Source organism: Ruegeria sp. BHSB064 (genome assembly GCF_059613205.1).
In genome coordinates this window covers 14677-39726 of sequence record NZ_JBXWSB010000034.1, presented here as the reverse complement: position 1 = coordinate 39726, position 25050 = coordinate 14677, and the positions used below count along the sequence as shown (strand labels likewise).

At 53.9% G+C, this 25050-nt stretch carries 22 protein-coding genes and 2 pseudogenes; 13 read left to right on the top strand and 11 right to left on the bottom strand.

All coding sequences use genetic code 11. The features are described 5' to 3' along the window. Positions 1 to 79 precede the first annotated feature (79 nt). Positions 80 to 238, top strand: a pseudogene (locus AC2FNU_RS10575) (GDCCVxC domain-containing (seleno)protein); the annotation flags it as partial. 491 nt (positions 239 to 729) lie between these two features. Here the strand turns inward: AC2FNU_RS10575 and AC2FNU_RS10570 are convergent. The 5 genes from AC2FNU_RS10570 to AC2FNU_RS10550 form a co-directional block, all read right to left on the bottom strand. After that, entirely contained in the window at positions 730 to 1647 is a 918-nt protein-coding gene (locus tag AC2FNU_RS10570) for an ion transporter (protein ID WP_496788018.1), read from the bottom strand. Positions 1648 to 1681: 34 nt separating this feature from the next. Continuing rightward, positions 1682 to 2872, bottom strand: coding sequence for a low temperature requirement protein A (locus AC2FNU_RS10565; protein ID WP_496788017.1), 1191 nt, complete (start codon positions 2870 to 2872; stop codon positions 1682 to 1684). A gap of 96 nt (positions 2873 to 2968) precedes the next feature. Further along, positions 2969 to 3736 carry a DsbA family oxidoreductase gene (locus AC2FNU_RS10560; protein WP_496788016.1) on the bottom strand — a complete coding sequence of 256 codons (768 nt, stop codon included), beginning with the start codon at positions 3734 to 3736 and terminating at the stop codon, positions 2969 to 2971. Positions 3737 to 3739: 3 nt separating this feature from the next. After that, positions 3740 to 4459 carry a glutathione S-transferase family protein gene (locus tag AC2FNU_RS10555; protein WP_496788015.1) on the bottom strand — a complete coding sequence of 240 codons (720 nt, stop codon included), beginning with the start codon at positions 4457 to 4459 and terminating at the stop codon, positions 3740 to 3742. Continuing rightward, positions 4446 to 5054: an NAD(P)H-dependent oxidoreductase gene (locus AC2FNU_RS10550; protein WP_496788014.1), complete on the bottom strand. Its 609-nt coding sequence runs from the start codon at positions 5052 to 5054 to the stop codon at positions 4446 to 4448. Before AC2FNU_RS10550 ends, AC2FNU_RS10555 begins: the two co-directional genes overlap by 14 nt. 214 nt (positions 5055 to 5268) lie before the next feature. On the opposite strand from AC2FNU_RS10550, the gene AC2FNU_RS10545 reads away from it, so the two are divergent. Next, positions 5269 to 5553, top strand: coding sequence for a winged helix-turn-helix transcriptional regulator (locus AC2FNU_RS10545; protein ID WP_496788013.1), 285 nt, complete (start codon positions 5269 to 5271; stop codon positions 5551 to 5553). Between the two features lie 296 nt (positions 5554 to 5849). Here AC2FNU_RS10545 and AC2FNU_RS10540 read toward each other — a convergent pair whose 3' ends face one another. The 5 genes from AC2FNU_RS10540 to AC2FNU_RS10520 all read right to left on the bottom strand — a co-directional run bounded on the left by AC2FNU_RS10540 (position 5850) and on the right by AC2FNU_RS10520 (position 12584). Beyond that, the gene (locus tag AC2FNU_RS10540) at positions 5850 to 7265 is read right to left on the bottom strand and encodes an FAD-binding oxidoreductase (protein WP_496788012.1); all 1416 of its coding nucleotides are present in this window, start codon (positions 7263 to 7265) and stop codon (positions 5850 to 5852) included. Between the two features lie 116 nt (positions 7266 to 7381). After that, on the bottom strand, positions 7382 to 7639 hold the full coding sequence (locus tag AC2FNU_RS10535; RefSeq protein ID WP_170376838.1) for a DUF4242 domain-containing protein: 258 nt from the start codon (positions 7637 to 7639) through the stop codon (positions 7382 to 7384). 27 nt (positions 7640 to 7666) lie between these two features. After that, entirely contained in the window at positions 7667 to 11248 is a 3582-nt protein-coding gene (locus AC2FNU_RS10530; protein WP_496788011.1) for an adenylate/guanylate cyclase domain-containing protein, read from the bottom strand. Between the two features lie 258 nt (positions 11249 to 11506). Continuing rightward, positions 11507 to 11746: an IS3 family transposase gene (locus AC2FNU_RS10525; RefSeq protein WP_496788010.1), complete on the bottom strand. Its 240-nt coding sequence runs from the start codon at positions 11744 to 11746 to the stop codon at positions 11507 to 11509. A gap of 40 nt (positions 11747 to 11786) precedes the next feature. Continuing rightward, positions 11787 to 12584: an MOSC domain-containing protein gene (locus AC2FNU_RS10520; protein ID WP_496788009.1), complete on the bottom strand. Its 798-nt coding sequence runs from the start codon at positions 12582 to 12584 to the stop codon at positions 11787 to 11789. 398 nt (positions 12585 to 12982) lie between these two features. Here AC2FNU_RS10520 and AC2FNU_RS10515 point away from each other — a divergent pair, with 398 nt between their 5' ends. The 11 genes and pseudogenes from AC2FNU_RS10515 to AC2FNU_RS10465 all read left to right on the top strand — a co-directional run. Continuing rightward, entirely contained in the window at positions 12983 to 14302 is a 1320-nt protein-coding gene (locus AC2FNU_RS10515) for an ABC transporter substrate-binding protein (RefSeq protein ID WP_480624753.1), read from the top strand. 79 nt (positions 14303 to 14381) lie between these two features. Beyond that, positions 14382 to 15329 (top strand): carbohydrate ABC transporter permease, encoded by a 948-nt coding sequence (locus tag AC2FNU_RS10510; protein WP_496788008.1) that lies wholly within the window; start codon positions 14382 to 14384, stop codon positions 15327 to 15329. Continuing rightward, positions 15326 to 16264 carry a carbohydrate ABC transporter permease gene (locus AC2FNU_RS10505; protein ID WP_496788007.1) on the top strand — a complete coding sequence of 313 codons (939 nt, stop codon included), beginning with the start codon at positions 15326 to 15328 and terminating at the stop codon, positions 16262 to 16264. The genes AC2FNU_RS10510 and AC2FNU_RS10505 overlap by 4 nt, the downstream gene beginning before the upstream one ends. After that, positions 16261 to 16449 carry a hypothetical protein gene (locus tag AC2FNU_RS10500; RefSeq protein WP_480799236.1) on the top strand — a complete coding sequence of 63 codons (189 nt, stop codon included), beginning with the start codon at positions 16261 to 16263 and terminating at the stop codon, positions 16447 to 16449. Before AC2FNU_RS10505 ends, AC2FNU_RS10500 begins: the two co-directional genes overlap by 4 nt. Positions 16450 to 16451: 2 nt before the next feature. After that, the gene (locus tag AC2FNU_RS10495) at positions 16452 to 17549 is read left to right on the top strand and encodes an ABC transporter ATP-binding protein (protein ID WP_496788006.1); all 1098 of its coding nucleotides are present in this window, start codon (positions 16452 to 16454) and stop codon (positions 17547 to 17549) included. Continuing rightward, a complete protein-coding gene (locus tag AC2FNU_RS10490; protein ID WP_496788005.1) occupies positions 17542 to 18534 on the top strand; it encodes an ABC transporter ATP-binding protein in 993 nt (330 codons plus the stop codon). The genes AC2FNU_RS10495 and AC2FNU_RS10490 overlap by 8 nt, the downstream gene beginning before the upstream one ends. An 11-nt stretch (positions 18535 to 18545) precedes the next feature. Beyond that, positions 18546 to 20168, top strand: coding sequence for a dihydroxyacetone kinase subunit DhaK (locus AC2FNU_RS10485; protein WP_496788004.1), 1623 nt, complete (start codon positions 18546 to 18548; stop codon positions 20166 to 20168). A gap of 37 nt (positions 20169 to 20205) precedes the next feature. Continuing rightward, the gene (locus AC2FNU_RS10480) at positions 20206 to 21234 is read left to right on the top strand and encodes a LacI family DNA-binding transcriptional regulator (RefSeq protein WP_496788003.1); all 1029 of its coding nucleotides are present in this window, start codon (positions 20206 to 20208) and stop codon (positions 21232 to 21234) included. Between the two features lie 27 nt (positions 21235 to 21261). Continuing rightward, positions 21262 to 22317: a sugar phosphate isomerase/epimerase family protein gene (locus AC2FNU_RS10475; protein ID WP_496788002.1), complete on the top strand. Its 1056-nt coding sequence runs from the start codon at positions 21262 to 21264 to the stop codon at positions 22315 to 22317. Continuing rightward, entirely contained in the window at positions 22317 to 23471 is a 1155-nt protein-coding gene (locus tag AC2FNU_RS10470) for a Gfo/Idh/MocA family protein (protein WP_496788001.1), read from the top strand. The genes AC2FNU_RS10475 and AC2FNU_RS10470 overlap by 1 nt, the downstream gene beginning before the upstream one ends. Before the next feature lie 102 nt (positions 23472 to 23573). Then, positions 23574 to 23835: pseudogene (locus AC2FNU_RS10465) on the top strand (IS6 family transposase); the annotation flags it as partial. A gap of 117 nt (positions 23836 to 23952) precedes the next feature. Here AC2FNU_RS10465 and tolA read toward each other — a convergent pair. After that, entirely contained in the window at positions 23953 to 24999 is a 1047-nt protein-coding gene (tolA, locus tag AC2FNU_RS10460) for a cell envelope integrity protein TolA (RefSeq protein WP_496788020.1), read from the bottom strand. Positions 25000 to 25050: the final 51 nt, after the last annotated feature.

The following is a 25050-nucleotide window of genomic DNA, read 5'->3' as shown; positions in this document are numbered from 1 at the left end:
ATTTGGCTATCCCAAGCCTTACTATTTTTCGGTTCGCCCTAAAGGGTAGCCACCAAAAGTGATTTAGTGTCGGTATGGTGAAACCGAAGGAATGTCGATTGATGCCAGCCAATGGTTCTATGAGTGCAAGTCGTGCAAAGTGGTTTTGAAGCTGTTGGAAGGCGAATGTTGCTTATATTGCTCCTATGCCACTGTCCCATGCCCACATATCCAGTTGGGCGATAGTCGTTGCGGGTGAAGCGAAGGCTGGCTTTTGGCCGCGCTTGAGACCTTGGCCGTTGTCGAGTTTTAGCAGGTGCAGCGAACGGCTGCTTTGAGGGCTGCGACAGCAGCATCATGGACCCACTGTTAAGGTCTGCTATGTGCCGTCTTCAACCCAACCGTTTCTTGAACCTCAGAGTTGCAGCCAACAATCCAAATACCGCAAACCCAATCATCCGGAGGATCCACTAGCGCAAATCATAGAGTGAGGCGTCTGGTGGAACCACACCGCGGATCATGTCCATAAAGTGTATAGCAGGTTGCATTCCCGGCGATCTCATTATCTTTCACGGCAGCGCTCGCCTATGCGGAACCGCGCCCTTGCGGTCGACAACAAAGTTCGCGCAGGACCGCTGCGAAACACGGAAGCCCGCGAAATACTCCATTCGAAATCTCCCGTTTTCACAGTTCTGCTGGGATCCTGTCGGGAACTCGACACCTGATCTGTGGCAGCCCAATTTCTCACGCTTACGGCTTGGCCTTTTGCACAGTTTGCCCACAGGTTGGACAGTGATCGGCCTGTGACACGGTCTCAGCCTGCACGCGGTTTCGGATATGGTCTGCAGAACGGCGGGACAAACCCAATTGTTTACGAACGGCTTCAATATCGGCCTCGTCCGCGTCGCAGATGTCACCATCTTCCAGGGCCTTTCGAAATTCGCGCTCCAGGCTGGCACGTCGGCGGTGGAGCTGATCATTTAGGCCGCTGGCGATAATCCCTGCGGGCAATGCCGCCATCCCAATGCCGATCACTGTGATCGCTGCGCCAAAGATTTTGCCAGCGACCGTCACAGGAGTCACATCACCATAACCAACGGTCGTCAATGTCGCCATCGCCCACCACATCGCAGCGGGGATCGAACCAAATGCTTCTGGCTGTGCTTCGTGTTCTGCCAGCCAAGCACCGCTAGCGGCAAAAATCAGCATCACCATCAGGATGAAGAAGCCTGCAAAAAAGGCGCCAGCCTCTTCCTCAAACACAGCAAGCAACATGCCGAGCGCGGGCGAATACCGCGTGAGTTTAAGTAGTCGCAACATGCGGAAGGTACGCAGCAGACGCAGGTCAATCGGAAAGAACAGGTAAAGCAGCGCTGGCAATATTGCCAGCAGGTCGATGATAGCGATCGGAGAAACGGCCCAGGACGCTCGCGTTCTGTAGTTTGGGTTTTCTGTCGCGACCCAGAGTCTGGCCGCATATTCGACTACGAATACGAAAAGAGAAAGACCTTCGAACAGGTTAAGCGCGAAACTCCAGCGGCTATAGATCGAGTCGACTGTCTCAAGGATGACTGCGGCTACGTTCAGCGTTATCAGCGCGATCAGTGCTATCTCCAGCAGCCAAGGGCCGGTGGCCGCCCGGTCCGGGCGCTCAAGCCACCAATACACTCTTCTTCTTAGACATTTCGAACCCGTCACAGTTTTAGTCATATCGAAACTTCGTCCAGGCGCGCATCAAGGGAAACGCTATTTGAGATAGCAAGGCTGTGCCCCAGATCAGATTGCCAACCAACGAGGGAACATGCGGGACGACAAAGAAACAGGCGATTGCCAGAACGATCCCAAACACCCGCACATCCCAGCGTCCAAAGTCCGATGCAAGGCGGTGTTCAATAACGTTCTGAAGCACCCAAAGCATAGCGATATATCCTGCAAGGCCGAAACAGCCAATCGCGGCATATTCGGAAGGGTATGGCTCCCAAAACCCGACTTTGACCTCAGCAGCAAGGGCCACGCCGACCATGACGCCGCATAACATCAAAATCAGGTGCGCCAGCCACCAGATGACCAACGTCGACACCTTCTTGTCCTTGGGCTTTGCATTGCCGACAAAGTCAAAATAAATCCAGCACATGACGAACATCGAAACGCCGCCGATGACGAAGTTGACCAGCACATCAGGTGAGACTTTGTAGATGCCTTTCTCGGACAGGGTGACGACCAGTTTAAAGAACCCTTCGCCCAAAACGATCAGTGTCAGCAGAGCAAACCGTTCAGCCATGTGGCCGAGGCGCGGGACGAAACGTTCGAAGCGCAATACAGTGACGCCGGGGATCATGTACATTGCCTGCGTGGCCACCATTGCGGCGGCAAACACCCAGTAAGCAAGAGGTGCGGGCAAAAAGGCTGTAATCGCAAAGATCACCGCAAAGACCGAGAAATTGCGGATCTGCGCCGTGGACATTGACTCGCCTGATGAATTGGCTCGCCGGGCGCGATAGTACAAGGCTGCGATCATGGCCCTGTTCGCTGCAAATCCTAACGCGAAGAAGATCCAACCCTTTCCGTCAATAGCCGGGATCGCCGCGGCCATGAACATCACCGTGCAGATCATCACCGACATAATCAGCCGATGCCAGAAATCGGTGCTGACATAGATCGAGTTGAATATGCTGAGTTCGCCCCACGCGTACCAGAGTGTGATGAAGACCCCAGCGAACACAAGAAACCCATGCAGATCTAGATGATGCGACAAGTAGTTGCCCAGCAGAAAGATCGTCACGACGTGGATCAGGTCGTAAAACAGCTCGGCCCAGTGGACATGATCATGTGCGTGGTCAAGGTCCTGGTGATGTTGGGGCTTTCGCGACATGGGGTGGTCATGCAGTGCCATGAATTGGGAACTCTTCAAGACTGAAAGGCTGTCGTGGCCGACATGCGGCCACTCCGACTGAGTTTTTTACTATAAGAGGAAGGTTGTCGCGGAGACCTACGTCATGCAACCCCTACAATGGTTGTTCAGCGATGGCATGCCGGGCAACACCCGTTTGATCGTGGAGTTGTTGCGCCGGAAGGGGCCGGTATTCACAGGTGCTACGCGGCCCTGTTGTCTCGGAGATGCAGCAGGATGCAGCAGGATGCGGGCGTAGTTTTCCTCGCCCTGTGCACCGGTCACAAGGTGATGGTGGTCGAACACCATTGCGGGCACCCCCCGAATGCCTTGACCAATCCAAAACTGCTCTTTTTGTCGGACGCTTGCTGCACGTTCTCTACCTTCCAACATGTCCATCGCATCCGCGCGGTTCAGCCCGATGCCAGCAGCCGCATCGGCCAGAACCTGTATGTCCGAGACGTCCTTGCGGTGTGTAAAGAACGCCGAAAAAAGGGCCTGCTTCATTTCGTGGCCTTTGCCTAGCTCGGCGGCCCAGTCAATCAATTGATGTGCGCGGAAGGTGTTATACATCCGCATGTCATCGGCGTAATTGAACGTGAACCCCAGTGCTGCACCCATCTCGGTCAGGCGGGCTCGCGCCTGGATCGACCCTTCCAACGTGGTCCCGTATTTCGATGCCAGATGGTCGCGCAGGTTCTCCCCGCGTTCTGCCATCTGGGGGTTCAGCTCGAACGGGTGCCAATGGATATCAAGTTCGACATCGGTATCGCGTGCGGCCTTGGCGAGCTGGTAGTAGCCAATCACACACCACGGACAAACAACATCGGACAGGACATCGACACGGATTGGGGGAGCATCTGGCACGGTTCAGGTTCCTTTCACGTCGCCGGAAAAACGCGCCGCGTTTTCCTTGGCAAAGGCGCTGGCATCTGCGTCAGCATCCCAGAACTGTGGGTTGGCCTTGGGGATGGTCAGCGCTCGCTGCACGGCGGGCCGGGCATCGATACGGTCAAACCAGGCGTTCAGATGCGGAAGGTCCGTCACATCCACCCGGGCCCAGACATAGGCACGCGCCCACGGGTACAACATCATGTCAGCAATGGTGTATTCGTCCGCTGCGATCCAGTCACGACCGTCCAGACGCGTATTCATCACCTCCATCAACCGGCGGCTTTCGTCCACGTAGCGACGGATCGAGAACGGCTCTTCATGGCCATTTGGCGCGGCAATATGCTGGAAATACATTGCCTGTCCCATCATCGGGCCAACGTGACCGACCTGAAACAGCGTCCATTGCATTACTTCGGACCGCTTGACCGGGTCCGACGGCAGGAATTTTCCATATTTCTCGGCCAGATGCCACAGGATCGCACCGGATTCGAAGATGGCGCGCCCCTCCGAGCGGTCTTCGATTGTTGGGATTTTTCCGTTTGGGTTCAGCGCCAGGTAATCCGGCGCCTTCTGTTCCTGTTTGGAAAAGTTGATATGGGTCAGGTCGTAGGGGATACCTGCCTCTTCCAGAAAAATGACCGGTTTGTAGCCGTTCATCGTGCCTGCGGTATACAGGTGAATATCAGGCTGGGACATGTTCAACCTCGGCAAATGTGGTTTTCAGATGCGCGTCGAACCGGGCGAAATCGGACTCGATTTCGGGGTTCTTCATCACATCGAAGGCAGCGAACGTCGGCAGGGCCTGCATATTGAAGAACTTGGCGTTCAGATGTATCGGGCGCAGCAGATCGTCGACGCTTGCTCCGGCAAAGAACGGCTCAGCTTCATTGCCGAATGCTTCTTTCGGCGCATTGAATGTCACCGACAGCATGTATGTCTTGCCGTTCAGTGATCCACCCATGCCATAGTTGGCTTTTGGTGCGTCGGCGGTGCGACCGTCGCCTGCGCACAAGCGGCCGTCCGTACCAGCCGTGTAGACCTCATCAATATATTTCTTGAAAATCCACGGAACACTCATCCAATTCACCGGGAATTGCATGATGACTGTGTCGGCCCAAAGGTGCGCCTCGACCTCTGCATTCACGTCGTAGCCATCGGCGACGGTGGTCATGCGTACTTCGTGACCCATTGCTGTCAGCGTGCTCCGTGCGCGTTCGGTCAGGCTGGCGTTCAACTGCCCGGGGGCAAATTCGTAGGGCTGGGTGCCGTTCACGATGAGGATTTTACTCATGTCCGTATCCTATATGTGCAATCTCTGAACCCTTGACTTTCGTCGGGTTCAGAGAGCATTTGAGAATGTAGGTGTGAGAAATCAACTAGTATACTTTTGGTAACCTAGTTATCTGAGCGGAAGGATGACGATGCGAGCGCGGATTGAAGAGGACGCAAAAGGCCGTCGACAGGTCTCGGAGGCCTGTCTGGAGCCATGCTCTATCGAAAGAGGGATGCGGATCATTGGTGGAAAATGGACCGGATCGATCTTGTGGCACCTCAAAGATGGTCCCGTACGATTCAACGATCTTTCGCGTATGATCGGTGGTGCCAGTAAGAAGATGATCGCTGAGCGACTACGTCAACTTGAGGAGCAGGGTTTGGTTGCGAGACAAGTGATGGATACTGCCCCTGTCTCTGTTCAATATTCCATCACCGAATTTGGCGGCACGGCCATTGGATTTCTTGACGAGCTGAGAAAGTGGAGTGAGGAGTTGCCCAACGGTTTAAAGCGATGACTTTTGTCTGCTTTCTCATTCCTTAGAGCTTAAATTTTTGGGGACCGCCCAACAAACTTGTAATTTCGCCAACGCTGCAGATGAAGTGATTTAGCAACTTAGAACAGATTCCTGCGCGTTTGCTGCCTAGTATGTCCAAGAAGCAACTGCAAGGCGCGCAGGTTGCCAACCACCAATGCCATACCCGCTTTGGGGTGCTAGCTGGCTAGACAATCGGCAAACAAGAAAGAACCACCCGTTGTCAACGAAGAACTCTCAACATCAATCTGGATCAGATATGGCGGTTCTGAATTCCGTCACGCGGGCAAGATATTGTGGTTTACTCGGAACAAATTGGTCGGGTCATATGTGCCCTTGATCCTAGAGAGCTTTTCACCATTGTCGCCATATGCCCCGGCCATGTGGTCCGCTTCGTCTTCGGGCATGAAGTTAACATACGCGCTTCCGGTCGCGTGCGGTTGCATCCGGTTGTAAAGTTCTCTCGCCCAGCCAATACACTCGGCATCCTTACCGGGGTCTTCCCAACGCGTATGAACATTCAAGATGAAGTGAGCAGATCTTTGAGGGTACGCTGTTGAACCAGCCTCGACGCGCGCCATAGCTCCGCCCACATGAGCAATAAAAACTTCGCATGCCGGGTCGGGAAGATTGGCAATCGCTTTCAATAGACCTGAGATTGCGTCCGAAGAAAGTTCATCGAAATCATGGCTTTTCCAATAGTTTCTGGCGCCGGGTGTCAACAACGGATCAAAAGCGGCCTGCCAGTCTACGAACTTATGCGGAGAGATTACATCGACAATCGGTTCGCCAAGCGAGCGCAATGCCGCCATAGCTTTTTCACCTTCTTCCATCGGCCCGCTATAGCACGCAGCAAAGATCAGCACCTCTCGTCCATGCCACTCAGCTGGCAGAAAAGGCAGAGGAGGCGCTTGCCGCATCACGCTCCAGACGGTCAGCTCATCCGGGGAATTGTCTGCAATGCTGGCAAATTCAGCGAGGAGCTCTGGAGCATTTTCGATCGGATGTACAATGAGACCGGACAAAACATCGGGTCCGAGTTCATGCAACTGGAACTCGAATGAGGTCACAACACCGAAGTTCCCACCCCCACCACGGATGGCCCAGAAGAGTTCCGGATGGCTTGCGGGCGAAGCGGTTACAATGGCACCGTCTGCGGTCACGACCTCCGCTGAGAGCAGGTTGTCGATCGTCATACCAAATTTTCGAGTGGTCCATCCAAAGCCGCCGCCAAGCGTGAGGCCTGCGATACCCGTAGTCGAATTGATGCCAACGGGAACGGCAAGTGCATGTGCTTGAGTTTCGCGATCTACGTCTCCCAACAACGCTCCCGGCGCAACCCGAGCGGTCTTTTTGACAGGATCGACGTGAACCGACCGCATCTGCGACAGATCAAGCATGACCGTTTCATCTGCAACTGCGTGACCCGCAATCTGATGCCCACCTGACCGAACAGACATCACGAGGCCGGCGTCCCGAACAAAGTTCACGGCCTTCTGCACATCGCTTGCCCCCAAGGCGCGGATCACGAAACCGGGGTAACGTTCGAACATACTGTTCCACGTGGTCCTAGCATCTTCATATTCAGAAGAGCCCTTCTGATAGACCCCGCCACGAAGCGACGCATCAAGAGCGCCCAACGCGTCTTGGTCCACTGTTGCCGTACCACCATCGAGTGTTTTCAGATCAAACATGCGTCAGCCTCCCTATTGTCAGGTCGGGCTTCTTGCAGGGCTGCCTCAGGTAATTGATGACTCCGTCGCGTTGTTTCGCGAAGGCGTCGCTCTGAATTAGATAAAGTGGATGCTCATCAGGCAAAAATTGCCGGATCAATCCGATCCACTGGCGTGATGACATCGGCGGGAATGTTCAGGCGTTCGGCCGCCTTTCTCAGGCTTTCCTCATCCGGGGCTTCGTACAAGCAGTACGTTTTGCGCTTATCTGCACTGAGAAACGAAAAAATCCACTCGACGCCGACTTCGTCATTGATCTCTTTGATGTGAATTTTGTCATCGTCTGTAACGTTTAGTTGCTCGGCAAAATTTCTTTCAATTATGTACCTTGGCATGAAGTCCCCCAGACCAGATTTTATACCCTAACTCGCTACTCCTTCGAGCTTTGACCTTAGGGAAACCATACCCAATTTCTGTGAAATTGCCAACGCTTCCCCTTCCAGTTGAAACGCTAGTTCCACATCAGACGGGCGGCCGCGTTGTCTTAGTGCAGTAGCATATGCCGCCTTGCTGTGCGCGACCCAAGGTGGGCATTTCATGCGCGTGTCAATTTCTATTGCCTTCTGGAACATCGTCTCAGCCGTATCCCAGTCCTTCAGAACGGTACCCAGACTTCCGAGGCGTCGCGCAGCTGCGCCAGTGCATACTGTCGTGGCCCCGGCGGTGATCGTCAGTTCTTCGTAAGGAGCAAGCATTCCATAGAGCGTCTTGGCGTGTTCCTGATGCTGAACGGCGACACATATGTCGGCCAGATATGACAAAGTCGTTGAATACATGGCGTCGGGTGGAAGATCGAAGCCATTGGCAGCCATTTCATTCAGTATTCGTTCGGCAGGTTCTTTGTATCCAAGCTCAGCAGCGATAAGACCAAAACCGGGCTTCCATGAAATGTCTTCGGGGCTGTCTGTCATCAGTTGCTTAATCACAGGCGCAACTTCGTGCAGTCGGTTTTGCTCGCGGCGGATCGTGAACATTTGAACTCCAAAGACGCCCTCAACATGCTCCCCATGGGTCTTTCGACCGATTTTCACCGCTTCGGTGGCGTGTTTTTCAGCTTGCTCAAAATCGCCGTCCATAATTGCAACCATCGCGCGTGCGTGTTTCTGAACCCAATAGAGCTGCAGATGATTGTCCTTTTCCGAAATCTCGGTAAGCAAACCCAGAGAATGGTCCATCAACTCCCGGTCGGCCATCTCGGCGCCTACAAACAAGCTCAGGGTGCGATCCCGCCCTTGATCGATACTACCAAGATGCTCGGCCACACCATGCATGGCCTCCAGATTTTCGCGCCAGTGGTGGGCTTCTCTTCCCTTCCGCGCAACGAATGGGGCCCCAAAATGCATCATCATTACCGAGAACTGGGATTTATAATCACCCAGTTTTGCGGCCAACTCCATGGACTGCTGACCGAAACGCGCACCTTCGGAAAACTGACCGACGAACATGTGGGCGCGCGCAAGTTGGCTCATCAATCTACACCGGCGGACTTCATCATCATCAGGCAAATCCTTCAGCGCATTATTGCAGAGATCGATTGCTTCACCGTGCCTCTCGCTAGACATCATACATGAGTCAGCGAAGTGGTTGGCTGCATCGGCGGCTAACTCCACATTGTGCACTGCCCGGGCCGCGTTTGAAGCGTCCTTCAGAACCGCTATCCCTTCAGGCAATTGGCCCAGGCTGTCATGGCTGCGGCCAACCAGGATCTTGCTTTTGATCAATTCTGAATCGGAGTCTGAGCCCAGGTTTTCAGCAGCCCGTAGAGTTTCCTTGGCGTTGGTCATCGCCTCCTGGCTGGCAGATCGCGCCAAGGCCATTTCTGTCGCAATCTGCCATTTTTCAAACGCTGCCCTCCAATCCTCAGCTTCTGAAAGGTGGCGAGCGATCAGTTCGGGACGACGCTCGATCTCAGCGGACCTTGTCCGTATCAACGCACGTGCCACGTCTGCGTGTTGCCGTTTCCGAGTCGAGCTCAGCATGGACTGATAGGCGGTATCGCGGATGAGGGCGTGCCGGAATACAAAATGCCCACGATTGTGTCCGCTTTCAAAGATTATGCCGGTTCGAGAAAGCTCTTCGAGGCGTTTGTGGATATCAGAATCTGCAAGACGCATCGCTGCATTCAATATGCTCGGCTCAAACTCTCGGCCAATAACAGAACCTGTAAGTGCGACTTGTTTAGCCTCGGGCGAAACCGCATCGAGACGTGCCATCAACGCGCCTTTCAATGACGAGGGTATGTGGATTTGTCCGTGCTCTCCTGCCTCGACAATCGCTCGGGTTAATTCTTCCACGAACAAAGGTACACCGTCTGTCTTCTCAATGATTGTAGCGATCAGGGCATCGTCCGGTTTCTTCCCGGTAATGTTTTCGACAAGGTGTGAGACATGCGCAGAATCGAACCTGCGCAATACAAGAGACTGAACGTGCGTGTCCCCATCGTCTCGGGCCAATTCCCACCCGGGCCTGTGGGTTATCAGGATCATCAGCGGAAGATCGGTGCATATCGACTTAAACCGCTCCAACAAGGCTTGGGTGGAAGGATCGATCCAATGAGCATCTTCGACGCACAGAATAACCGGGCGCACGTTTGATCGCACTTGCACAGTGTGGATCAAAGTTTGGATTGTTATGTCGCGCTGCTCCTGCGGTGACATCTCGAGCACCGTTCGGGCGAGCGCACTTCGGGGTGCGACCAACGCTGCAAAAACAGGCAGAGCTTGTTCCCAGTCCAGTCCGGGCCGCGCTTCAAGCATCTTCCTGACATGTTCGAGGATCAGATTGTCGTCGAAGTCCGGTTCGACCTCAGCGTCTTGGGAAATTCGATGGGCAACCGGATGAAATGGGCTACTGCTGAGGTAAGGGGAACAGTTCAGTCTTATGACATCGGCTTGGTCGTTTACGGCGATGTCAGCAAGAAATTCCTCTGTAAGTCGCGATTTTCCAATCCCGGCTTCACCGGACAGCAGAACAACCTCTCCGTGACCATTCTGAGCACGTTGCCATGATTGCAGTAGTATCCCTTTTTCGTAGTCGCGGCCAATCATCGCGCTGGCGGTATCGTCGCGATGTGAAGCTCGAAACCGGCTTTCCGCATTGCGTTCCGACACCACTTTCAACAGGGTACGCGGTTCAGCGAAACCCTTTAACTCTTTCTTTCCAAGGGATTTATACTCAAATATCCTATGCAGAGCTGTCTCGGTTTCCTCTGCCGGTAAAACGACCGAGTTTGGTTCTGCATGTTCTTGAATCCTCGCTGCAAGATTGACAACCGGACCGGTCATGGCCCCTTCCTCATATGTGTTTTCACCGATGGTGTCGCCTACCACGACATCGCCGCTTGCAACGCCCAGCCTCACCGACAAACACTCTTCGTCTGGTGTTTTGAGCTCCCTAACGCGACGAACGGCCTCGAGACCGGCATTTATCGCCCGAATTGCGTGATCTTCGTAAGCCCGCGGCCAGCCAAAAAACACGAGAAGGCCGTCGCCCAAGTATTTTGCAACGTAGCCACCGTATCGACTTACGGCTCCAGCCACAGCATCTTGGTAGTTTTGCAGCAATTCCCGCATATCTTCAGGATCAAAACGATTGGTAAGTTCGGTGGAACCAACTAGATCGGCAAACAAGACCGTTACGTGACGCCTTTCTGCAGTGGCCGGTTCACTAGGCTTCCTTTTGAGCAGATCGTCTTTATTCGCTATCTCCGAAGTAGTTGCTTGTTTCTGAGTTACTTGTGGCGACGAAGTTGCCTGCTGCAGGCTGACTAGCTTGTGAATTGCAGCGAGGATGATTTTCCGGTGACCCAGACTTACCCCAAGCTCTTTTAAGTCGTCGCCAGACAATAGTGGCAGAACACGCGCATCAATATCGTTTTCCGCAAATGCATCTGCGTACTGACTCAGTTCGAGATCTTGTAACCACTGGTCTATTTCAACTGACATCCTTGGATCATGCTGAGATACGCGTCACTAATCAACAATCCGCTTTCAAAGCGGGCTGACTATTCAATGTGTAGCTTCAGTATCAATCAATCAGCCGGCTGCCCGACAAGTTTGGCTATTGCAATAGCATTCCAGATCTGTGCCACCAGCTGATTGGATGTAGGAATACGGTGTTTTTCCTTTAAAAACAGTTTCTTTCGCAAATGTGGAGATTCAACAAATTTTTACCAAAGACCGCATTGATCGTCTTGCCCCGTTTCAGTGGACGGTTTGAGAGGATCCGACTGATCGATCTTCGAAGTCAGCCGGACTTACGTTGCCAAGATATCCATGGCGACGCTTTCGATTGTAGAACACTTCAATATACTCGAACAGGTCGGCACGTGTTTCATCTCTGGCGCGGTAGCGTACGCGGTTTACACGTTCGCGTTTGAGAACGCCGAAGAAGCTTTCGACGACGGCGTTGTCATGCAATTCGCTGCCGCACTCATGCTGCATTCGATGCCATGCCGGGCAAGTTCCTCTCGAAAGTCGCCACTTAGGCGGGGGGTGATATTCCACTCAACATTTCCCCAGATTGCCCAACTTTTAGCACTCCGCCTTTCGCCACCTCGACATAGACACCCATGTCCATATGACCCATAAACTTCCTAATGAGGTAGGGTATTTTCAAGTCGCGCTCGGTCGTTTCCGGGTTCACTTCAGTGGCCGCACACCTTTTCGTACGTGAGAGTATCTTTAACTCGACATCGCCAAATCTGAAAACTGATCCAACTGCATCCAACTCGGAAAACGAAGGTAAACCATCTATCTCTATATTCGCCCGGAAGCGCGCTGGATGGATATCCACGTTCAGTTTTTCACCCAACTTTTCCACAGATGCCAGATTCAAAACGGATATCGCGTTCATCATTTTAGGTGATACGACCGACACATCTGTAAAACGATGAGGAGCAGACGAAACGAAATTTGGCGGTTCGGGATCTCTTAAGCCGATCTCTGATGAAAGGAAATTTGACGCATTTCTCCGATCTTCTGCTGCTAGCATAATAAAGCTACGTGTTTTGCCGTTCGCTTTGATCGCAAGAACTTGGGTCTCAATATCAAAATTCGTCTGAATACCTGCCAGTGCAGCCTCATTCAACAAAACGACAAAGCGGTCTTTCGGAAGCGGCTGCGGGTTCTGCACGTCGAAACCGGAGTTGTACCGAGCAAATCCGAACAGACGGTCACCTGGAATGCCATCTCCAGCACGCAGCGTTACAGTTTGCAGGTGCTCGGCGCTCAAACCTTTAATTGGGTAGCGGTTCAATCTGACGATAGAGAGAGTTTTCATACGTCTGCACCTGACCAAACGAGTTATGCACGATCCCGAGTTGTGCGTGCTGTTTGAAACTATCTCCAATTCTCTTAGGTATCGACCAAATAATCTGTGAATGCTTCGGCAGCGGGTTCGCTAAACGTGTTGGTCGCATGATGGCCGCCATAATGGGCTGCACCAGTTTTTGTCGATTTGGCCATTTAAAACTTTATTGCTGAAAATAGAGGCGCATCAAAGAAAGCGAACAATTTCTTTTAAAATCAGCCGTTAAGAAGCAAGGTCAGCGATCTTCCCTGCTCATTTGAGGTACGAACCTCAGATATTTCTGGACTTGAGGTGCGTACCTCAAATAGCTTTGGAGGTATGCCGCGATTCGCACATCCTCGATTGACGGCGCAAAAAGGGAGGAATGGATGACTTACACAAAACTGGCCTCGGCCAGCGCAATAGTCCTTGCCGCTACTACTCTTTCTACCAAGGCAAATGCTGAAGATCTGACGCTTTGTTGGGCTGCATGGGACCCGGCTAACGCGCTTGTTGAGCTATCAAAAGAATTCGAAGCAGAATCCGGCCATACAATGAACTTTGAATTTGTTCCCTGGCCAAATTTTGCGGACCGTATGCTGAACGAGCTGAACTCTGGGGGTAAGCTCTGCGACCTACTGATCGGTGACAGCCAATGGATCGGTGGTGGCGCTGAAAACGGTCACTATGTCAAACTGAACGACTTCTTTGATGCTGAAGGCATCAGCATGGACGATTTCGCGCCGGCCACTGTTTACGCTTACTCGACCTGGCCCAAGGGTACGCCAAACTACTACGCGCTGCCTGCGATGGGCGATGCAAACGGCTGGTTCTATCGCAAGGACTGGTTCGAAAACCCCGAAATCCAAGCCGCATACAAAGAAGCAACGGGTCAGGACTTACGTGAACCTCAGTCTCAGAAAGAGTTGTTGCAGATCGCGCAGTTCTTCCAGGGCCGTGAGATCGACGGCAAGACAGTCTACGGGGCAGCTATCTTTACCGAGCGCGGCTCGGAAGGGATCACCATGGGTGTGACCGGAGCGCTGTATCCTTGGGGCTTCAAATACGAGAACACCCCGGGCTCTTATGACATGGAAGGCGCCGTAAACTCACCCGAAGCGGTAGAGGCGCTGGAATTCTATAAGGAATTCTACGAAACGGCGACGCCTCCGGGATATACCAACTCTTACATGGGTGAGAGCTTGGACGCCTTCAAATCCGGTCAGGTCGCCATGGCGATGAACTGGTTTGCGTTCTTCCCGGGGCTCTATGCCGACCCCAATACCGGTGGTGACAAGATCGACTTTTTCGTGAACCCACCGCAAAATCAGGCAGGTTCGACACTGGGCGGACAAGGTATCTCTGTTGTCAGCTACTCTGATAAACAGGATGCCGCACTTGAGTACATCAAGTGGTTCGCGCAGCCTGAAGTTCAGGCCAAATGGTGGGAGCTAGGCGGCTACTCGGCGCATAACTCTGTGCTGGAAGATCCTGGTTTCGTGGACAGCCAACCGTTTGCCGGTGACTTCCTTGAAGCAATGGCTGGGGTTCAAGACTTCTGGCAAGAGCCTGCCTATGCAGAACTCCTGCTGGCCATGCAGAAACGTATCCACGACTACGTCGTTGCTGATCAAGGTACAGCTCAGGAAGCGCTTAATCTTCTGATCGAAGATTGGACGGAAGTCTTCGAAGACGAAGGCAAGCTGTAGTCCGGACACAGGCAGGAGCGGGCGCAATCCCGCTCCACCTTCACCCGTGAGTCCTAAACCAACAAGAACTGGCAAAGAGATGTCTGACCGGACCGTAGATCGCGTTGCCCAGGCAACGCCCGAGCGAGTTGCGCGAAAAATCCGAGGTTTATCCGACCGCGCGATCGCCTGGATATTCATCTCCCCAACGATATTCCTATTGCTGGCGATCAACATCTTTCCGTTGATCTGGACTATCCAACTGAGCTTTACCAACTACAAGGCCAACAGGATCGGGCGTGAAGTCAAAGATGTCGGGCTCAGGAATTACGAGCGTATTCTGACAGACTCGGATACCTGGCTGAATATGCAGGCGACGGCGCATTTCCTGTTCTGGACGATCTTTTTCCAGGTCCTGATCGGGTTTACTCTGGCCTGGCTGATCAACAAGAAATTCAAGGGCAACGATCTTTGGACCACGATCATCGTGCTGCCGATGATGTTGTCTCCTGCAGTCGTCGGGAACTTCTGGAAGTTCTTGTATCAACCTCAAATCGGGTTGTTTAACTACATCGTGTCATGGTTCACAGGCAAAGGCCCGTCGAGTTTTGAAATGCTGGGATCCGTCACGTTGGCCCCTTGGGCGATCGTGATTGTCGACACCTGGATGTGGACGCCATTCGTGATGCTAATCTGTCTGGCCGGGCTGCGCAGCATTCCCGATTACATCTACGAGGCGGCTGAGATCGACAGGGCCAGCAAGCTGCGGCAGTTCTTCACAATCACTATCCCGATGGTGCTGCCATTCCTGATGCTCGCAGTGCTGTTTCGAGGGATCGAGAACTTCAAGATGTTCGACCTGGTGGTTCAGCTGACCGGCGGAGGGCCCGGTTCTGTAACGGAACTCACCTCAATCAATCTCAAGCGGGAGGCGTTTGAGAAGTGGCGTACCGGCTACGCCTCGGCCTATGCGATCATCCTTTTTGTCACCGTGTTCGGCCTTGCGTCGATCTACGTCAAAGCCCTGAACAAGGTGAAACAGAGATGAGTAGTTTTTCCGTCACCGAACCTTCGAACCGGTCCAAGTGGATCGCAGGCTTTCTGGTCATCGGCTATGCGCTGATCACGATGATCCCACTTGTATGGATCTTGCTGACAGGTTTCAAATCTCCGGCCGATGCGATCAGCTACCCACCCAAAGTGGTCTTTGACCCAACGCTTGAAGGCTACGTCAACCTGTTCACCACACGCACGCGGCAGACGCAGGAGTTTCTGGAAGCGAACCCGCCGCAGAACTGGGCCGATGAGATCGTGCGCCAATACGACATGGTGATTGTCGGGCCATCAAAGTTTGGCGAGCGCTTTTTGAATTCGGTTATCATCGGGTTTGGCTCGACGTTTTTGAGTATCTTCCTTGGTACACTGGCCGCCTATGCGTTCAGCAGGTTCAAGGTCCCGCTCAAGGACGACCTTCTGTTCTTCATCCTGAGTACAAGGATGATGCCACCAGTCGCTGTCGCCATCCCAATCTTCCTGATGTTCAGAAACCTTGGATTAAGCGACACGCATCTGGGAATGATCCTGCTGTATACGGGCGTGAATATTTCCTTGGCGGTTTGGTTGCTAAAAGGCTTCATCGACGAAATCCCAAGAGAGTACGAAGAAGCCGCTCTAATAGATGGCTACACACGATTTCAGGCGTTTTACAAAGTGGTGCTGCCGCAAGCCGCGACCGGCATAGCCTCAACTGCAATCTTCTGCCTGATCTTTGCTTGGAATGAGTACGCGTTTGCCGTGCTGCTGACATCCGCGAATGCGCAGACTGCACCACCGTTCATCCCGACCATTATCGGCATTGGCGGCCTGGACTGGCCTGCAGTGGCGGCAGGTGCCACGATCTTCCTGATCCCTGTCATGATTTTCACCATCCTGATGCGCAAACACCTGCTGCGTGGGATCACATTCGGAGCCGTGCGCAAATGAGCGAGTTTCTTACCGGATTGATGCGATTTCGCCGAGGCCCATGGGAGATGGTCGCGACCATCCTGATCGCTCTGGGTGTCTTCATGCTGATGCAACCCTTTGTCCTTTGGGCCTTCACATATTCTTTCATCGTCACGCTGATCGGAACCGTCATGTTCATCATCGTCAGCCATTTCCCGGAGTAGAAATGGCCCAGATCGTAGTCAAAAACGTAAAGAAGATGTTCGGCGATTTCACGGCTGTCCGCGAAAGCTCGTTCACGATTGAAGACGGTGAGTTTTTCATGTTGCTGGGGCCATCCGGCTGCGGAAAGACGACAACGCTGCGAATGATCGCGGGGTTGGAGCTGCCAACGTCGGGTGAAATCTACCTGGACGGCGAAGAGATCAGCCAGCGACCCCCATCAGAGCGAGACATTGCATTCGTGTTCCAGATGTTTGCGCTGTATCCTCACATGAACGTTCGCAAAAATATCAGCTATCCCCTGATATCGCAGGGTATGCCGCGTGCTGCTGTCAAAGCCAAAGTAGAGGAAGTCGCGGGAATTCTGGGGATCAACGACATCCTCGATAGCCCGGTAGGTGGACTGTCAGGTGGCGACAGGCAGCGTGTGGCGCTGGGGCGCGCGATTGTTCGCGAACCCAAGGCGTTCATGATGGACGAACCCCTTGGTGCCTTGGATGCCGAATTTCGGGAGCACATGGCCGAAGAATTGCGCGCGCTTCATGACCGTATGGGCGCAACCACTGTTTACGTCACACACGATCAGTTGGAAGCCATGCAAATGGGCGACAAGATCGTAGTGATGAACAACGCTGTGATCGAGCAATTCGGCACACCTCAGGAAATCTACGACAAACCAGCCACAATGTTCGTTGCAGATTTTATCGGGTCTCCTTCGATGAACTTCCTGCGGTTTCAAGGAAAGATCGCGCCTGGCTCGGAAATGGTTCGACTGAATGGCCATGACGAAGCCGTACCCAAACTGATGGAAGGGGCGCAAGGCGACTTGGTTTTCGGCGTTCGCCCCGAACATGTTTTTCTATCAGACGACAGCGCCTACCGGGCCAAGGTCCTGGCCGCAGAATATCTTGGAACCACCCAGATCGTGACGCTGCAAAGCCCGAACGGAGAGCTGAAAGCCCGGATTGATGCCCGCGAAGTCGTTAATCCTGGCGAGACAGTAGGATTGGAATTCCGCTCTACCGCAGTAACTCTATTTGAAGAGTCTACCGGGCGCGCGTTGAGGTCCGCTCTGAACGACGAGGTACTAAGCAATGGCTGAAGTCGTGTTGGAGAACATCTCGAAGTCCTTCGGCAACCTTAGAGCGGTGGATGACATCTCAATGACCATCCCCAACGGTGCCTTTGTGGTGTTGCTGGGGCCAACCGGCGCGGGAAAAACAACGACGCTGAGGTTGATATCGGGACTTGAAAAACTGGATTCAGGAACGGTGCGCATTGCCGGGCGTGACGTCGGAATAGATACACCTGCCCAACGCGATGTGGCGATGGTCTTCCAGCAATACTCGCTGTACCCCCATATGACAGTGCGTGAGAACCTGTCTTTCCCTCTGCGGTCGCCGATCCTGAAGACGCCAGAGGATGAGATCACGAGAAAGGTTAACGAAGTCGCTGAGATCCTGCAGATTCCGCACAAGCTGGACAACAAAGCCACCGAACTGTCTGGCGGCGAAATGCAGCGCGTTTCAATCGGACGTGCGCTTGTGCGTGACCCACAGATTTTTCTGATGGATGAACCGCTCAGCTCTTTGGACGCCAAGCTTCGGGCGGATTTGCGGGTCGAGCTGAAAAGGATTCAGGCCGATCTGGGGTCAACCTTGCTCTACGTGACCCACGATCAGGTCGAAGCCATGACAATGGCGACGCATATCGGCGTTTTGGAGAACGGCCGGTTGGTACAGTACGGAACACCTCGGGATATCTACGAAAACCCGGGCAGTGTTTACGTAGCCAGCCGGTTGGGTCTGCCGCGAATAAACATCCTGCCTTCCGAGTTGTTCGGAGGCGATCACAAAGGCCCACAGATTGGTCTTCGCCCGGAAAACATCATTGAAGGCGAGGGCAGTGAAGCGCGTGTCATACGTGCCGAACATCTGGGCGACCAAACACGGCTGCACCTGGACCTGAATGGCCACCCGGTTGTCACCCTGATTGATGTTCATCAGGATTACCCCTCTGGAAAAATTATAAAAATCCGCCCCCACAACCCCTTGTATTTTGACGCGTCCGGCGCGCGCGTGAATTAAGGAGCAAAAGCATGGCCCAGTTCCTCAACACAAAAGAAACCCTGGTAACCGAGGCGATAGACGGCCTTTTGGCTTCCTCCGGCGGGCAGCTTACACGGCTGGACGGATACCCGCATATCAAGGTTGTCTACCGGTCGGATTGGGACAAGTCGAAAGTCGCACTGGTTTCCGGCGGAGGGTCTGGTCACGAGCCCGCCCATGCAGGTTTCGTTGGCGCCGGTATGTTGACAGCCGCGGTCTGCGGCGAAGTTTTCGCCTCACCTTCGGTCGAGGCGGTTCTGGCGGGTATTCTAGCTGTCACGGGAGAGGCCGGGTGCTTGCTTATTGTCAAGAATTACACTGGCGATCGATTGAACTTTGGATTGGCAGCTGAACGCGCCCGTGCATTGGGCCGCAAGGTTGAAATGGTCGTTGTCGATGATGACATCGCTCTGCCCGACCTTCCGCAACCACGTGGTGTCGCGGGTACGTTGTTCGTGCACAAAATTGCCGGAGCGCTTGCTGAAGGGGGTGCCGATTTGGACACCGTTACAAAAGCAGCAAGAAGTACCATAGCAAAGGTTGTCAGCATCGGTATGAGCCTGGACACCTGTACCGTTCCCGGATCTCCAAAAGAAGATCGGATCGCACCCGGTAAAGCGGAACTCGGCTTGGGCATCCACGGCGAGCCCGGTGTACAACAAGTCGAGTTCTCAAATGCCGTATCGGCTATGTCCACAGTAGTGGAGAAGCTGAAGCAAAGGGTGGGTGCCGGGGATTGTGTAGCCTTGGTCAACAACCTGGGCTCTACAACTCCGCTGGAAATGGCTGTCCTCACGCATGCGTTGTCTGAAACTGGTATTGCCCACCATGTCATTGGCCCGGCACCAATGATGACGTCGCTGGATATGCACGGATTTTCGGTTTCCATTCTGCCAGTGGATCAGGACGATTTGTCAGCTCTTGAAGCGCCCGTTGATCTGGCCGCATGGCCCGGGGTCAATTCCATCGACCCGATCAAAGTATCGCCATTGCCTGATGGCCTGACCCCAATCGATCCAATCCCTTCAAACAATCCCACTACAAGAGAAACGATCACCCGATTATCTGAGCTGCTCATCAACGCAGAGAAGACTCTGAACGAGTTGGACGCAAAGTCCGGAGATGGCGATACAGGAAGCACACTGGCCACAGCCGCAAGAGCATTGCAAGGTAGCCTTGACCGCATGCCTCTTGCTGATCTGACGCAACTGTTTCCGGCGTTGGGCAACGAGTTAAGCCAGACAATGGGCGGATCGTCCGGTGTGATACTCGCAATCTTCTTCAATGCAGCCGGAGATGCCTGTGCAAGCGGAGCTTCGGTATCGAAGTCTCTGGTCGAGGGCCTGAATCGCGTGAGCCAGGTTGGGGGTGCCAAGGTCGGTGACCGGACAATGATTGACGCTCTGGCACCTGCACTTGCCGCCCTCCCGTCTGGACTGACCTATGCGGCCGAGGCTGCCCGCGAAGGCGCAAATAACACTGCAAATATTCGGCGTGCGAAGGCGGGCCGGGCAGCCTATGTTCCCGAAGAAAACCTAGTTGGACATAACGATCCCGGCGCTGAAGCTGTTGCTTTGTTGTTTGAAGGCTTAGCGCGGGAGATTGAGGGCTGAAGAACACGTGGAAGATCAAAAACAAAAATTAGAATTGGTGAAAAAGCCAACCGTCAACGACCTTGCGCGCGTCGCCGGTGTCAGTCTGGCGACTGTTGACCGGGTCTTGAACAGACGCCCCGGCGTGCGGGCCGTTACCGTACAGAAAGTGCAAAAGGCAATTGATGAGCTGGGGTATGTGCGCGACACCGCTGCGGCCAACCTTGCGCGAAACCGAGTTTACAACTTCCTCTTTGTTCTGCCGGACACGGACAACGAGTTTGTGGAGGCAATCAGCAGTCAGATCGCAGAACAGTCACGTGACCAGTTTATCGAGCGAACTCGTATTGCGATAAAAAAGGTAGCTCCGTTTGAGCCGCAAGATATCGTCAATATTTTGGATGCTGTCGACAGTTCGGATGTTGACGGCGTTGCCGTTTTTGGGCCCGAAACACCTTCTGTTCGTGATGCTGTAAAAAGGCTCAGGGACAAAGGCGTTCCGGTGGTTGCGTTGGTGTCTGACTTGCCCAGTTCTGAGCGAGACCACTTTGTGGGAATTGACAACGTTTCGGCAGGACGAACCGCCGCTCAGCTGATGGGCAGATTTGTCCATCGCAAAGGCAAGCTCTTGGTTCTTACAGGATCCCGTTTGGCGCGTGACCATCTGGAGCGTCGTCAAGGCTTTGACCTTGTTGTGGCTGAGGAATTTCCGCACCTCCAAGTCGTAGCATCTGTCGAGGGCCGGGATGACCCTGATCTGATTTACAAGATGATGCCCGAAATCTTTGAAACCTATCCGGATCTGGTCGGAATATACTCGTCAGCAGCAGGCAATGCGGGTTTGGTTCAATTTCTTTCCGAGAACAAACTCAGCAAAGATCTGGTGATCATAGCCCATGAGCTTACTCCGCTCAGTCGGGAGGCGCTTAGGCTTGGCACATTTGATGCCTTAATCTCGCAAGACACTGGGCACATCGTTCGTTCTGCCGTCCGTCTATTGCGTGCAACTTCGGACAAGGTTCCGTTCAACAAAGCCCAGGAACGCATCCGCATCGACATCTATCTGAAAGACAATTTACCGCCATAGGGGCTCAGGTTTTGGGGAGGAAATCTTATGAAGACGATCAAAGGTCCAGCTTTGTTTCTTGCGCAATTCGCGGGGGACGAAGCGCCGTTCAATTCGTGGGACGCGATCACAAAATGGGCGGCTGATTGTGGATACAAAGGCGTTCAGGTTCCCAGTTGGGATGGTCGGTTGTTCGACCTGGAACAAGCCGCGTCCAGCACCGGTTATTGCGAAGACTTCAAAGGCAAAGCCGAGGAAAATGGTGTCGAAGTCACTGAACTTTCAACGCACCTTCAGGGCCAGCTTGTGGCCGTTCACCCGGCCTATGACAGCGCGTTTGACGGCTTTGCAGCCGAAAGCGTCCGGGGGAACCCGAAAGCCCGGCAAGAATGGGCCGTAGACCAGGTAAAAAAAGCGCTATCTGCGTCGAAAAATTTGGGCATTTCAGCGCATGCGACATTCTCAGGCGCGCTGGCATGGCCATATGTCTATCCTTGGCCGCAGCGCCCTGCCGGCTTGATTGAAACGGCATTTGATGAGCTTGCGCGCCGTTGGGTGCCCATCCTGAATCACGCCGATGAATGCGGTGTCGATGTCTGCTACGAAATCCACCCCGGAGAGGACCTCCACGATGGTGTGACCTACGAGATGTTTCTCGAACGGACAGGCAATCACCCACGGGCCTGTATGCTGTACGACCCGTCGCATTACGTGCTGCAATGCCTCGACTATCTGGACAATATCGACATCTACAAAGATCGGATCCGGATGTTCCATGTCAAAGATGCCGAGTTTAACCCAACCGGCCGGCAGGGTGTTTATTCCGGGTATCAAAGCTGGGTCGATCGTGCCGGGCGCTTCCGGTCGCTTGGTGATGGCCAAGTGGATTTCGGTGCGGTGTTTTCAAAAATGGCGGCGAATGACTTTGATGGCTGGGCCGTTGTCGAATGGGAATGCTGCCTCAAACACCCCGAGGACGGGGCGCGTGAAGGCGCTCAATTTGTGTCCGATCACATCATCCGTGTGACCGAAAAAGCCTTTGATGATTTCGCTGACGGTGGCGCAGACGAAGCCGCCAATCGTAAAATGCTGGGGATTGAGTAATGGTCACAGGACGCAGTGAAGAAACCTCAGGACGCATTCGGCTTGGTATGGTTGGCGGCGGAAACGACGCATTCATAGGCGGCGTTCACCGCATAGCCGCACGACTGGACGACAAGTTCGAGCTGGTTGCTGGCGCTTTGTCTTCGACGCCAGAGAAATCTCTTGAAAGTGGTCAGGCATTGGGGCTCGAACGGGTCTATGAAGACTTCAAACAAATGGCAATCAGGGAGGCCCGGTTGAAATCTGGGATCGAGGCCGTCTCAATCGTCACGCCAAATAACGTTCATTATGCCGCCGCGCGCGAGTTCCTGAAACGCGGTATTCATGTAATATGTGACAAGCCACTCACCTCAACCCTTGCCGATGCAAAAAAGCTGGTCAAAGCAGCAGAAAGCGCGAATGCCCTATTCATTTTGACCCATAATTACACGGGCTATCCGATGGTTCGTCAGGCGCGTGAAATGGTTGCCAACGGCGATATTGGCAAGATCCGCGTGGTTCAGGTTGAATACCCGCAGGATTGGCTGACCGAGCAGCAGGATTTCAAACAGGCGGAATGGCGAACCGATCCCGAACGCTCGGGCGCGGGTGGATCAACCGGTGACATCGGGACCCACGCATACAACCTTGCCTGCTTTGTAACCGGGCTGACAGCGGAGAGCCTGGCGGCAGACTTGCAGGCCTTTGTGCCGGGGCGCAAAGTCGATGACAACGCGCACGTCTTGCTGCGCTTCGAAGGCGGAGCGCGCGGTATGCTGTGGTCTTCTCAGGTGGCTCCCGGCAATGAAAACGCACTTCGTTTGCGCGTCTATGGCGAAAAAGGTGGGTTGGAGTGGTCTCAGGAAGATCCAAATTACCTGTGGTTCACACCATACAACGAACCAAAGCGTCTGATCACTCGAAATGGAGCTGGAGCCGGAGATGCTGCCAATCGGTTGAGCAGAGTTCCTCCGGGACATCCCGAAGGGTATCTTGAGGGGTTCGCGAATATCTATGGGGAGGCTGCGGAGGCGATCCAAGCGTTCCGAAATGGGATTTCACCTGACGCGTCGGTTGTTTATCCAACGGTCCACGATGGGCTCAATGGTGTTAAATTTGTTGCCGCGTGCGTGCAAAGCTCTTCAAAGAATGCGGCTTGGGTCAACTTAACTTAAAATCTTGCTTTGGGCATAGGGCAGACATCTTGGAAAGCAGCGTGGGGGGCTTGTCAGAAGAACTTTGCTTGGGCGGGTCGAGGTGTTGCGTCGCTTTTGCCCATGACCAGACCTGCCTTCTTCAAATACTTTTAATACCAGCCCCGAGATCATCCGCTTTGCGGTGATGCTGTACATCCGTTTCCCGCTCTCGCTTCGAAGTGTCGAAAATCTGTTGCACGAGCGAGGCATCGGCGTGTGCCACGAAACTGTCCGATATTGGTGCAAAAGGTTTGGCCCGATGTTTGCTGCTGAGATAAGACGAACGCACGATGCAGCTGCGCGCATTTGGCAGCAAACTGAGACTGGTTGGAATTTGTCTGACAGCACCGCCACCGAAGCCGATAATTTTTTTTGACCAGCGATTTGAAGTATCGTATTCACCGGGCACGAACGGCCCGTCTTTGCCAGAATCCCGGTGTCCCCTCCAGTGCCGATCAGATCATCTTATCTGATAATAGAACGACAGTTTTCGACTGACGCCGCCGGGCGGGAGGGGGAAAGGTGCGGCGGTTCGGACCTGTTCCTTTGCGGCACGTTCTATGTCGGGTGAACCAGAGCTTTCGACGATATCGACCCAAGCCAGCGAACCATCGGGATCAATCTGAAAAAACACGCGCGCATATCCGCGCGCAGCGACGTAGACGATTGGAGCCCGGTTCAGATGAACCAGAACCTCTCCGGCATAGTTTGTTGTATCCGAATTGCCCGGACCCCGCCCCCCAGCCCGATTGCTGCCTCTGCTTTGTCGGAAAACGTCCACACCTTCGCGTTTGAAGGCCGTGAGAGGTGACTCAATCGTCTGTTCGGGAAAGCGCAGATTGTCGAAGTTTCTAAAAGCTTCCAGTGATCTAGGTTGCGTTGGTTGCGCATTGCGGTTCGGTGGCCGCGGTCGAAGTGACGATGCAGGGGCCTGATCCGTTTGCTCTGTTTCCACTTCGGGAAGAGGCACATCAGCGTCATCTTCCAGGGCGGGCAGGGCTGTATCCGGTGTCACGGGCTCGATGGTTTCAACCTCTTCGGTGTCGACCGGAGGTAGCTCGGGTGGCAAAGCGGCAAGCTGTACGTCATTTACCGGTTCTTGGGCAGAATAGGGTTCGACCGGGGAAAGGATTTGATCGGGCGTTGCTTCCGGGTTTTCGGTCGCGGTGTCGGACCCTGCAGCTTCAGCGCTTTCACCATTGTCATCAAGGCCTTGTTCCACAGGTTCGGTGACGGCTTCGTCGGGTGCTCTGGGCTGAATGATCGACGAGTCGCCGGTATCGGGCGCATAGGTTTGCTTTGGGTCGGGCGACGCGACACGGGCATCGCTTGTGGGAATTTCAGCCTCGCGCGGCTCAATTGGCGGTTCTTCTGGCGGGGGCGGGGCTTCGGTCAGTTCCGGCTGAACGGGTTCAAGCCTGGTATCGACAAACTCTTCGAACGTGTTGCTTAGCTCGACTATGTCAGTGCGGCTTTCCTCTGTGGATTGGTTTGACAGGGTTGGCACTGTCAAGCTCAGGCCCCCCAAGTGCACCAGCACAGAAACCGAGATCGCAAG

Excerpts from the sequence above, each read along its gene's own strand:
- AC2FNU_RS10535 (WP_170376838.1), bottom strand. The coding sequence starts at position 7,639 with ATGCCAAGGTACATAATTGAAAGAAATTTTGCCGAGCAACTAAACGTT.
- AC2FNU_RS10520 (WP_496788009.1), bottom strand. The coding sequence starts at position 12,584 with ATGAAAACTCTCTCTATCGTCAGATTGAACCGCTACCCAATTAAAGGT.
- AC2FNU_RS10545 (WP_496788013.1), top strand. The coding sequence starts at position 5,269 with ATGCGGATCATTGGTGGAAAATGGACCGGATCGATCTTGTGGCACCTC.
- AC2FNU_RS10555 (WP_496788015.1), bottom strand. The coding sequence starts at position 4,459 with ATGTCCCAGCCTGATATTCACCTGTATACCGCAGGCACGATGAACGGC.
- AC2FNU_RS10565 (WP_496788017.1), bottom strand. The coding sequence starts at position 2,872 with ATGGCACTGCATGACCACCCCATGTCGCGAAAGCCCCAACATCACCAG.
- AC2FNU_RS10500 (WP_480799236.1), top strand. The coding sequence starts at position 16,261 with ATGAGCGAGTTTCTTACCGGATTGATGCGATTTCGCCGAGGCCCATGG.
- AC2FNU_RS10490 (WP_496788005.1), top strand. The coding sequence starts at position 17,542 with ATGGCTGAAGTCGTGTTGGAGAACATCTCGAAGTCCTTCGGCAACCTT.
- AC2FNU_RS10475 (WP_496788002.1), top strand. The coding sequence starts at position 21,262 with ATGAAGACGATCAAAGGTCCAGCTTTGTTTCTTGCGCAATTCGCGGGG.
- AC2FNU_RS10550 (WP_496788014.1), bottom strand. The coding sequence starts at position 5,054 with ATGAGTAAAATCCTCATCGTGAACGGCACCCAGCCCTACGAATTTGCC.
- AC2FNU_RS10540 (WP_496788012.1), bottom strand. The coding sequence starts at position 7,265 with ATGTTTGATCTGAAAACACTCGATGGTGGTACGGCAACAGTGGACCAA.
- AC2FNU_RS10505 (WP_496788007.1), top strand. The coding sequence starts at position 15,326 with ATGAGTAGTTTTTCCGTCACCGAACCTTCGAACCGGTCCAAGTGGATC.
- AC2FNU_RS10515 (WP_480624753.1), top strand. The coding sequence starts at position 12,983 with ATGACTTACACAAAACTGGCCTCGGCCAGCGCAATAGTCCTTGCCGCT.
- AC2FNU_RS10530 (WP_496788011.1), bottom strand. The coding sequence starts at position 11,248 with ATGTCAGTTGAAATAGACCAGTGGTTACAAGATCTCGAACTGAGTCAG.
- AC2FNU_RS10510 (WP_496788008.1), top strand. The coding sequence starts at position 14,382 with ATGTCTGACCGGACCGTAGATCGCGTTGCCCAGGCAACGCCCGAGCGA.
- AC2FNU_RS10470 (WP_496788001.1), top strand. The coding sequence starts at position 22,317 with ATGGTCACAGGACGCAGTGAAGAAACCTCAGGACGCATTCGGCTTGGT.
- AC2FNU_RS10485 (WP_496788004.1), top strand. The coding sequence starts at position 18,546 with ATGGCCCAGTTCCTCAACACAAAAGAAACCCTGGTAACCGAGGCGATA.
- AC2FNU_RS10525 (WP_496788010.1), bottom strand. The coding sequence starts at position 11,746 with ATGCAGCATGAGTGCGGCAGCGAATTGCATGACAACGCCGTCGTCGAA.
- AC2FNU_RS10495 (WP_496788006.1), top strand. The coding sequence starts at position 16,452 with ATGGCCCAGATCGTAGTCAAAAACGTAAAGAAGATGTTCGGCGATTTC.